Origin of the sequence: Asticcacaulis sp., assembly GCF_027484505.1 — a bacterium.
GTDB lineage: Bacteria > Pseudomonadota > Alphaproteobacteria > Caulobacterales > Caulobacteraceae > Asticcacaulis.
Genome location: NZ_JAIXSV010000005.1, coordinates 1 through 10,480 on the forward strand (window position 1 = coordinate 1; position 10,480 = coordinate 10,480).

Genomic DNA, 10,480 nt, shown 5'->3' on the forward strand with positions numbered 1-10,480 from the left:
CCTTTAAGATGTCGCCAAAGCTCAGCGCCATTTCGATGGCCGTCCGCCCATTGTTCGTCCAGCCATGGCAGATACGGCTCTAGGGAGCTTTCGCGAACTCGAAAGACGTCCGAACGTTGACCTAGTTTTCAGCAGGTGGTCAAGCTCGGGATGTTGATAGTGGAGATCGACCCTCATCACCAGTAATTTGCCCTTCGATGAATGGACCGAAACCTTCGGATCCGAGCGGCTCACTTGTGCCTTGCTGGACCGCATGACCCACCACGTCAACATCCTTGAGATGAATGGCGATAGCTATCGTCTGGCCCATAGCCGCGCCCGCAAGGCCAGACCTACTCCCTAATCACCCCCAAAAACAGGCCGCCCGCGTATGGGAGCCCCTTACGGGCTACGCCCTCCAGGCGCTCCCATACGCGCGCCTCAACTGGCCTGATTTTGCTCCGCCCCGTGGCCGGATTTTGCGTCGCCCTTGACACTTTTCACAAAAAGACCCATATCGTTAATCAGCGCAACAGATCTAATAACGATGAAGATTTAAGGTTTGATACGATTTCAGCGGCTATTTTTACTGACGTATCAGCCTGTTGCAGCTTCGTATATGCTTCCGCTTTGTCAACATCAGTTTTAGTAGAAATTATATTAGTAAGCGTCGTTGACTGCGCTTTCAACGACGATAGGCTGTTCTCCACCACATTTTGCATATTACCATTAAGAGCCGTTTTATCGACGATCCCTGAGTAAGCTTTTCCCATTCGATTGGCGAGGTCTTGCAGAGTTTTTCTCTGTGTTTCGCTCATCTTGCCCGTCATCGGCTGGTTAGAGTCGATAAAGGTTTTAATGTCCTTAAACACATCCACCGTCTCTTTTGCTATATCCCCGGCTAACAGGCCTGTCTGAAGGGTCGTGGCTTGGTCGATAGTTGAGGCCTTTTTCACGGCGCCGTTGCGGAAGAGGCTTCCGGTAGGGAGTGAAGCCAGTTCCCCTAGACTCGAAGCTGCTAACGGAGATTGAGCCTCGTTACCGCCGCCGAAGAGATAGTCGCCTTGATGTTTGTAGTTTATCCCATCCACAAAGGCTGTGTAACTGGACTCCAGTTGCGTAGTGAGGCCCTCCAGAGATTGGGAGGCGATCGCCTTGAGTATAGCTTCTTTTGCGTCCGAAGCGCCGTCGCCGGCTCTTTCTAGGGCAGTATTCTGGCTTTCCAAGCGCTCAGAAACAATCTTTGCGACTTCCTGATACCCTTCCAGACGGGCAAGGGCAGACTGATGCGAGACAAGGCTCTCGGCTTCCTGGCCATATCCCCCGATATCAGAGGCAATTTTTCCTGACGTAAGCTGAACAGTCGCTGTATCTTTGGCATGTTGTGCCCGCATCAATGCAGACGTGGCGTTGGACCATATTTGTCCCGTAGAAATTCTCATCTCATTACACCATGTTCAACAGGACGTCGTACATGTCCTTAGCTGCCTGAATTAGTCTTGAGGACGCGCCATAGGCCTGCTGATACGTCGTTAGGTTTATAAGCTCCTCATCCAGATTTACGCCTTGTGCGTTGTCTCGACGAGAAATCGCATTGGTTCCCAAGGCCTCGGCGCGCTCTGAAATCGATTTTGCGTTCGCACTAATGCTTCCGATCCGCCCCGCAATGTCGGCCGCGTAACTTGCTAAGGTCGAAACCTTGCCAGGGTCTGAGCCTGTCTGCCGAAAGGTAACGGATTTTGTGCCTATGCTGGCTAAGAGCTTCGCGCCGGATCCATCTCCTGGTACGAGGGCCTTCTTTCCGGCCCCGGCATCTAATTTGAGCTGGGCCAATGACAGCAGGTCAGCATTTGCGAGAATCTCAGGTGCTACAGTCAATTCACGGGAGCGGTCTGCAGGTACGTCCCCCAGACCGAACATCCGGGAGAGTGACGTGCCGCTTTCCAGGCGAGACGTCGTATCGGAGGTGATCCCGAGCGTGTCTGGAGGAACAGAACTGCTTTTGAACGAAAGCTCCCCTTGCTCGCTTAGCGAGAACTTTCCAAATTGGCCAAGTCCTGTGGTTGGGTCATTAAGTGCATTCACCAAATCCGACATCGTACCGCCAGCCGGTGGGGAGAACTGTACTGACTCCGTTTTTCCATCTGGATGTCTGACCTGAAAGCTTATTGCGCCAGAGTCAAACCCATGAAAATCATCTGGCTTGAGCCCCGTTTGGTAATTGAGCGGGCCAGATGAGCGAACGAGATCGTTCATACCGAAGAAATGTGAAAACCCCTTACCTGTATTCGATGCCGGGTTTTTAGGATCATCTGCGATGGCAACTCCGCTTCCATCCTCAGCCTGGAAAGAAAGCGAATTCCCAGAGAAGTTTAAAGTCGCCTTTCCTCCGAGCGCGGAGTTTATATCTTCAAGGAAACTATCCTGCGAAAATGGGTAGGGGGAGCCGCCATCTACGGAAAGGGTTTGAGAGTCGAAGTCGATCTGAACCTGTTTGTTGATTACGCCCTTGCTGTCTACAACGGCGAAATTAGTCTTTCCCTTGAATCCGCGAATGGCTTCATCAAGGGTAACATCCATCTTCTTCCCGTTGAGGGATTTCGGCGCGGGGACCGCCGAAGAGGCGTTATGCGCTGCGTTTAACTGATCCGCGTAGGTCGACATATACTCGGAAAGCTTAGCGCTCAGGCCAGTGACTTCTTTATCGCGAACATCAAGAAGGCCCCGGAGCTCACCGCCACTGATTTCCGCGTTAAAGGCGCGTTTCTCGCCGTTGGGTCCCGTCAAAATAATAGGCTCAAACGCTGTTTGAGCCGTAACGGGCGTTTTTGGACTATAATCGAGCTGAACTCGTTGATCGCCAGCCAACACGACCCCAGAGGGCGTCTTTACCGTAACGCCCCCATTCGCATTGGTGCTGACCTCTACGTCAATAAGCTTTGATAAGCTTTGAATGTAGGTTTGCTGTTGAATTTGCGCCGCACTCGAATCGCTACCTGCCGATGCAGCCTGAACAAGTGTCGCATTGGCATCGGATATGTTTTTTATTAATTCATTTATCGATTTGACTGCGGACGAAATTTTTGCGTCGGCGCTGCTCCTGACAGATTGTATCTCACGCGAAACTCTGGCGCCTTCATCAAAAAAGGTCTTCAGAGATGATAGTATTTCTTGCCGACCTGCACCTGAGGTAGGGGTTTCCGCGGCTTTTGTTAATCCAGCTAGAACCTTATCGCCCAAGCTAAATACACCTCGATTCCCACTCGGGTCTCCGAACTGGCTCTGGATTTGGTCAAAGAGTTCGTGGAAGGTTCGGGCCTGGCCGACATCCGATGAGGCCCGCAGAGCCGCCTGTTGAAGGTACTTATCTGCGGCGAGTTTAACGCCAGAAAGATTTACCCCGCTTCCCTGGCCGCCATGAACAACAGCCTCCTGGTTTCCGGTCTTACGGATGTATCCGGGTGTATTAACGTTCGAAATGTTATCGGACGTGATTTTTAACTGTCCCTGAGCCGTCCGTAAACCGGAAGCCCCAATATTGAGGATGGAGTTAAATGACATTGCGTTCCTCGCTTTCCGAAAGTGGGGGGACGAATCGGCTCAACGTGGCAGGAAACCTCTCGTTAACATTTCCAGTATAATTCTAAAAAAGAATTAATTCCAATAACGAATTAATTGCCCCTAAGGGTGTTACCGCTGCATGGGCCGCACAATTCGGCCCTTTATAAATGATTGCTGCGCAGAAGGTTCGCCGCAGTCCCGGTTCTGGATGGGCTTCTGGAAGGCTCGTCCTGGTTTCGCGGGAGGTCCGCTTTGATCAATCCTCCAAATCTCAATAACCAGAACAATGTGGGCACCGACAACGGCGCTCAGAAAAAACTCACAGCGACGTATCAGACTTTTCTGACGCTTCTCACTACGCAGATAAAGAACCAAGACCCATTGTCGCCGATGGATTCAACCCAGTGGACCAGTCAGCTGGTTCAGTATTCATCAGTCGAGCAGCAACTCAAGGCCAACGAACTTTTGACTGCTCTCGTAGGGCTGCAGGCGGGCAATCTCACGAACGCTGCGAACATGATTGGGAAAAATGCAATCGTTGACTCGGCGACGCAATCCTTCACCGATAAACCACTTGCGTGGAACTATGACCTCGAATCTGACGCGGCGAAAGTCCGCGTCGAGGTTGTTGATGCCAAGGGCAATACGGTTTTCCGGTCGGATGTGGGCAAGGGGGCGAAGGGAACGAATTCGTTCACTTGGGATGGAAAAGATGCGTCTGGAAAGACGCTTCCGCAAGGCGATTACACACTCAAAGTCACGGCGGAAACGGCTGCCGGTGGCAAGGTGAAGAATGCCGTTTACTTCCAAGACCGTGTGTCCGGTATAGAAAAGATAAATGGCGAAATCTATCTTAAAGTTGCCTCAACTCTAGTGCCGCTCTCTAAGGTTAGCGGCGTAAAAGACCCCCAAACTCCTAACAAATAGGTGAAATATGACCCTGAATGCTTCGATGCAGTCTGGTATGGCTGGCTTGTCGGCAAATGCTTCCGCGCTATCCGCAATTTCTAACAACATATCTAATGTAAATACGACTGCGTATAAACGTGTCCGGACTGATTTTAGTTCTTTGGTTACGTCCACTAGCCAGTTTGGCGGCTATAACTCTGGAGGCGTCACCGTTACAACCAGGCATATGATTTCATCGCTTGGCACCCTACAAAAATCAGGTAGCGGCTTAGATTTAGGTATTGATGGTCAAGGCTTTTTCCTGGCCACGCAAAAATCTGACGCCACCGCCAGCGATCCTCACCTCTTTACCAGAAACGGTTCATTTGCGCCGGATAAAGAAGGTTATTTGCGAAATTCCGCCGGTCTTTATCTCCAAGGATGGCCTTTGGATGCCGGGGCTAAGCCAAATGTGTCTGCGTCGGACCTTTCAAAGCTCACACCGATTAATATCGGTAAAATCTTGTCGAAAATTGAACCCACCACGAAAGCCGAGCTTTCGGGGAACCTGAAGTCGACGCAGCCTACCTCAAAAGGAGCTGCAGCCTACTTAGCAGACCCCTCGTCTAAACCTTTAGCAGCTTATGACGCATCAGTGACTCCGCCCACGGGGACTCCGCCTGATTATGAAGCAACCATTTCCGTGTCAGACAGTAAAGGGGGGGAGCGTAAACTCACTGTATCTATGATTAAACTAGATGCGGACCCCAAGGCCACTCCGCCCGTGCCTGCGAACTCCTGGGCATTTGAAATCTGGTCCCCAGATGTCAAGGACCCTTCCGTAAGCCCGCCGACTGAAGCAAGCAAGAATGGGATCGTCACAAAGGGTCGGATGGTTTTTGATTCAAATGGCCAGCTTAAAGATATTGTTGATGGCTCGGGTAAGTCATTGGGGACGGGCGCTCTTAATCTCGACTTCAACTGGAATAGTAGCCTTGGCTTGTCACCTCAAAAAGTCGCTTTGACGCTTGGGGGGAAGGCGGGCGCGTTCACGCAGAACAGTGGAGCATTTTCCAGTCAGACGTCTGCCGACGGGACACCTTTTTCCGGCCTGGATGATGTCAAAATCTCCGATAAAGGAATGGTAACGGCAATCTTTAAGAACGGAACAACGCGAGAGATTGCCCAGATTGCGTTGGCCACCTTTGTAAACGCCGACGGTCTCACGCCGGTGTCAAACAACGCCTATATCGCGTCTAACGAGTCGGGCGCTTTTACGCTGAAGGTTCCCGGAGAGAATGGCGCCGGGCTTTTGGGCGTGGGTAGCTTGGAAGGGTCAGACGTAGATCTATCTGAGGAATTTACTATTCTTATCACGACCCAACGGGCATATTCCGCAAATTCTAAGATCATCACAACTGCAGATGAGATGCTCCAGGAGATTTTGAACCTCAAGAGATAGGCGGAAAATTCCTGCATTGGGGCAAACCGTCCGATACGAGACGGGCTGTCCCAATGCATATGGATATTCCGAAGCTATGCCTCCGTTTCTCGACCGAAAGGCTGATCCAGCACCGTTGGCGTTACGCAGGGTATGTTATTCAAGAAGGCGCGTCGTCAGGGCAGCCACGTCTGTCCGTCGTCAAAGATATTGGGACAATCGAGTTTGCAAAATAGCGGAGGGTTTGGCCTCGGATTGGGTTGATATTAGGCCGCTGCTTTTTGGTATTGCAAGCGGCGGTGTTCGAGAGTTTTCAGTTTGATCTTTTGCCGTTGTTTTAGGATGGCCTGTGCTCTGCCGAAGTAGGCATCGGCGGGCGTAACATTGCCCATTCACGCTGGCGCCGGACAATTTAGGGCACAGGTCGGACACAAGAACTCTGGCCTCGTGCAGCTTCAGGATTGAGGTTTGGGATGTAGGGCTCGCGCTCCCGGTTTTAGGCGCCAAACTGTGCCTGTCGAAAGTCACATTGTTGGCGAGCTGTCCATCCCATCACCCCAGATTGCCCGCAATACTCCCGATTAAAGAGGCACATATGGGAAGGTCAAAAAAGAACACTGTTAAAAGCGAAAGCGTGTCCTCAGGGTGAGGGAGTACGTCTTATACGCGTCGAGGTCCTCAAAGCTCGCTTCAATGGCCAAGCCGCCGAGTTCATTGCTGCTACCAATGCTGAATCCAGCGACAGGTCCACCTTTGGCCACATCCCCGCCTTTCAAAACGAAGGGTGATCCATCTTTGAACTTTGCGACGGTATCTGCAATTTCAGCCGAGAAGTTCTGTTTGTAGCCAATCCAGACCTCGGGCTGTATCAGGCCCATTTCATAGCTAAGGATTACAAGCGCTGTACCTGAGGTAAGCTTTGACTTTCGCTCTTCAATAAACAGATTGAAAAAGTCACCACCTCCCACTTCATGGTGAGCGTCTTCTTTCAGCGCATAGGTACTGACAAAAGCTTGGGGGGTAAGCGATAGAGCGCCCAAGTCATATTTATATGCTACCCCAGCCCCTGCGCTATAAGAATATCCGTTCCACTTTCCCCGAGCTGTACGGGCGACTTGAGGCGTCAAAAGTTCGCGTTCAGACTGCATCCGGACATACCCCATGCCCAGATTGGACCATAACTTCAACTCGTTTGCCACCATGCGCCAGTAGCCACCGACAATAATGTCCGAGTTTCCTATCTGCTCCCCGCGTATTGCAAAACTATCCCGTGGCGCCGCTGCGGTATATTCGATGTAAGTTCCGACAGCTTGACGGCCCCCAAGGCGGACCTCACGGCCACCTGAGAGTACGATACTGGTGGCGTCAAAACCTGAAGTCTCGCCGCGGTCGCGACGAATTTTGAGACCTCGTTCCTGTAGCCAGTATTGTGAGTCCGCCTCCGGCAGACGGTCGATTGCACCTATTTGACGTGTAACAGTATCGGCTCCTTGGGACAAGGTGAGTATGTTTTCGCCAGAATAATCCGGAAGAAATTGATTAAAGAATTGATCGAACGTCTCTTTATCCGTGGCAGACATGATTAGAGCCGTCGCGTTGGTGTCTTTTTTTACCGCCTCAAGAACAGGTAAAAAAGCAGCATACTGGTTGGAAGTGAACCTGCCCTCTGCCTGAGTTTTTAATCGAAAGCTGGCAGTCAACACCTTGTTGGCCGAGTCTAATGAGAGAGTAGTCGAATAAATGTAGGGAGATTTACCTTCTAACGATGTTCCAATATTACCGAGCGAGATGCTGGAGGCCGTCATCAAGGTGTAGGTCTGGGGCGTTAAGATGAGTTTATCCAGAGATACCTTAAGGGTTGCCCCGTTTTCAAAAACGGCACTCCCCGTCGCTTTGATAATTGGTACGTTCGGTGTATCCGTGGCGAGAACTAGGCCTAAAGTCGCAGCTCCTCCCACTTTGAGCGTGGTGGCATTGATCTGTGAGCCCGCAAGGAGTGCCGTGGTTCCTCCGGCAAGATCCATGGTGAGGGTTCCGGTTCCACTCATCTTGCCTAGATAAGTGCCCGATTTTATAGAAAACTGATTGGTACCTCCTCCGAAATCGATGTTCCCATTAACGATCCCTCCATCAATAGTGACGCGATCATCCCCGGATCCTAGGAGAATATCGCCTGAGATCAGAGGTGGAGGCACTTTATCGTCTTTTGGCGCTAAATCCGTTTGTACTATCTCAATGCCTTTCGTGTTTGCTCTGGCATCGATAGCAATGGGCCTGTTTTTGAGCTCATCCGGTTTGCCATCTCCGTCGTCGTCCGTCGCATTAATACGGGCGATGATAGTGTTACTGTTTACAATTCGAGAAAGTGTCCCGGATCGATCAAGGATAGCGGTTGCCTGGGTCGTGGAGCCGGTTGCGGTGGCTTGAATTCCGCCAGAGGATTTTGTGATGTTGATGGAAGAAACGTTTGCACCAGGTGCGATATCGATACCTATGGCATGCGCACCTTGACCGACGGTAGTGTAAGTCGTCTTATCGCCATTTTTTGTTGGGGTCGTTACAGAGGAGACCGTCGCAAGAATAGAGCCTCCTTCTATATCGATCGTGGGAACATTTGCACGCCCACCGATCAGAACGGCCCTGGCGTCACCAGCAACGGCTGTTGCTGTGATGCTTCCAGTTAGACCCAGTCCATTGATGATCGAAACATCTCGCGAAAAACCACCAATCTTCAACCCGGTCGCACTGAAGCCGGGGAAAACGCCATAGGCCGCTATGGTACCCTGGAGTAGCAGTCCGTACCTTGTAGACGGGGCTTGGGTACCTGTAGACGTATAAACGAGAGGCTTAAGTATCGTGTCTGTGGCGTCAGAGCCAACCAGAAGCGCAGGGGCTGTTCCATAGGATGTAATCGAAGAGTCCTGCTGGTCGGCGTCAGGCACACCATTTCCGTCCTCGTCGGTGTTTTTCTCGTCTTTTTTATTGACCCTACCGCTGAATCTCGCGCCCTGCTCGAAGGTGCCAGCCAATGTCACCGTTGCGCCCGACTGGTACATGTTTGACGGCGTGTTCATCAGCGCTTTTAGCTGATCGGCAGTAAGCCCATATGGCGCCAATGTGGCATAACCAGTAGATGTGTAGACTCCATCTATGTTTACCCGGCCGCTATAAATTCCGTTTAGGACGACAGCCCTTGTGTCTTTTCCCTGGGCGTTGACGGATCCACTTAAATAAACATCGCCTGTCGCGCCCTCTTTTATCCAAATACCGACGGTTTGATCGCCCAATATTGAAATGGATGCCTTTGAAAAAAACTTTCCATTTAAAAGATTTTCAAGCGATACGCCAAACGACTCATTACCTTCAACCTGTATTTTGCTTCCCGCTTTGAGCGTGATATTACCGTTAAACGCACCAGGACCTGTAGACCGGATGCCATACCGACCCACGCCCTGAGCAAAAGGTCCGTCAGGGATTTTGTCGTTATTCAATGTGTCTTTGGCTGTGTAATCATCAGTGACCACAATTTCTCCAGAGAACGTAAGTTCGCTCTTGCGATTGCCGCTCAGCAGGATCCCCGTTGAGTTGTCCGCAGACGCGGACATATCAATTTTCCCGTCAACCGTGAGCTTGTGGTCGGAATCCACCGAAATGCCAGTCCCGCTCTTTAACGTTTGCGTGGCCTTTTTATCCAAAACCAGATCACCGCTGGACGATGTGGAGAGGGGCGTCTTAACGTCCTGAGTAATTTTGGTCTCAGAGGACGCGTGCGTTGCCATCGCGTTAAGCCCTAAGCTGATTACAGCCGCCGACATAAAGTACTTAGAGGATGTTAACATCTTTCCCGCCGATCTTAGACAAAACGCAAGTCAATGGTGCAATATTTTGACCGTTTGTTGTATTTAGGCAAAATTAAAAATACAACTGTTGATCATGTAATTAAATTTGATAGTTTAATAAACTGCCAAATCTATCTACACTTGTGATTTTCGGGTTTATTTCATTCAATTCAAATTCGCAAAAATGTATTTAAAAAATTGATTAAATTTCAAAACAATTCAAGCAAATAAGAATGTGTCAAATAAATCAACATTCATTTACCCAATTTTGTGAAAAAGAAGCCCCGCTTGTTTGAACACTACACAAGCGAGGCCCAGTAATCTCTCTTGGGGGGAGAATCTGCGACGAGCAGACCTCATCTTCATATGCAGGGATTTGGGCAAATCCGTGGCAAAAAATTCTATTATGGAATTATTTTTTACACCCCCGTTTTGGCTATTGGGCAAATCGATCATGTAATGATCGGACACAAGAGCTGTTAAGGGGCGTAGTCTTGCGCCAGAAAGCGCGTTAATGAGGCGGGCGTTTTTCGAAAGGCAGGCCGCCGAGAGCGGCTACGCTAAATTCAAGCGCGTCTAGATGTGAGCTTTCAGTAGGTTGTCCATTCGGGGTCGATGTAGGAGATTGGAGTTACCAGTGTCAACCGGCGTTGAAAAAGGGCTCTGACTCAAATTTGATGTAGTTTGGGTGCGGGATGGCTCTGGTTTCACTGGGAATCAACGTCATGAAAAATGCCCTCAAACCGTCCAACCTCCTGCCTGCTGGGTTCGA

At 50.5% G+C, this 10,480-nt stretch carries 5 protein-coding genes and 1 pseudogene; 3 read left to right on the forward strand and 3 right to left on the reverse strand.

All coding sequences use genetic code 11. The annotated features are described in order from the left end of the window. Positions 1–166 precede the first annotated feature (166 nt). Positions 167–343 (forward strand): annotated as a pseudogene (locus tag Q0072_RS00265) (ATP-binding protein); the annotation flags it as partial. Between the two features lie 160 nt (positions 344–503). Here Q0072_RS00265 and Q0072_RS00270 read toward each other — a convergent pair. After that, the gene (locus Q0072_RS00270) at positions 504–1,421 is read right to left on the reverse strand and encodes a flagellin (protein ID WP_298324080.1); all 918 of its coding nucleotides are present in this window, start codon (positions 1,419–1,421) and stop codon (positions 504–506) included. A 4-nt stretch (positions 1,422–1,425) separates the two neighbouring features. After that, positions 1,426–3,540 carry a flagellar hook-associated protein FlgK gene (gene flgK, locus Q0072_RS00275; RefSeq protein WP_298324084.1) on the reverse strand — a complete coding sequence of 705 codons (2,115 nt, stop codon included), beginning with the start codon at positions 3,538–3,540 and terminating at the stop codon, positions 1,426–1,428. A gap of 252 nt (positions 3,541–3,792) precedes the next feature. On the opposite strand from flgK, the gene Q0072_RS00280 reads away from it, so the two are divergent. Beyond that, a complete protein-coding gene (locus Q0072_RS00280; protein ID WP_298324088.1) occupies positions 3,793–4,467 on the forward strand; it encodes a FlgD immunoglobulin-like domain containing protein in 675 nt (224 codons plus the stop codon). Positions 4,468–4,474: 7 nt separating this feature from the next. After that, complete coding sequence (locus Q0072_RS00285; protein WP_298324091.1) at positions 4,475–5,890, forward strand: flagellar hook protein FlgE; 1,416 nt, start codon at positions 4,475–4,477, stop codon at positions 5,888–5,890. Between the two features lie 599 nt (positions 5,891–6,489). On the opposite strand, the gene Q0072_RS00290 is transcribed toward Q0072_RS00285, so the two are convergent. Next, complete coding sequence (locus Q0072_RS00290; protein ID WP_298324093.1) at positions 6,490–9,684, reverse strand: autotransporter domain-containing protein; 3,195 nt, start codon at positions 9,682–9,684, stop codon at positions 6,490–6,492. Positions 9,685–10,480: the final 796 nt, after the last annotated feature.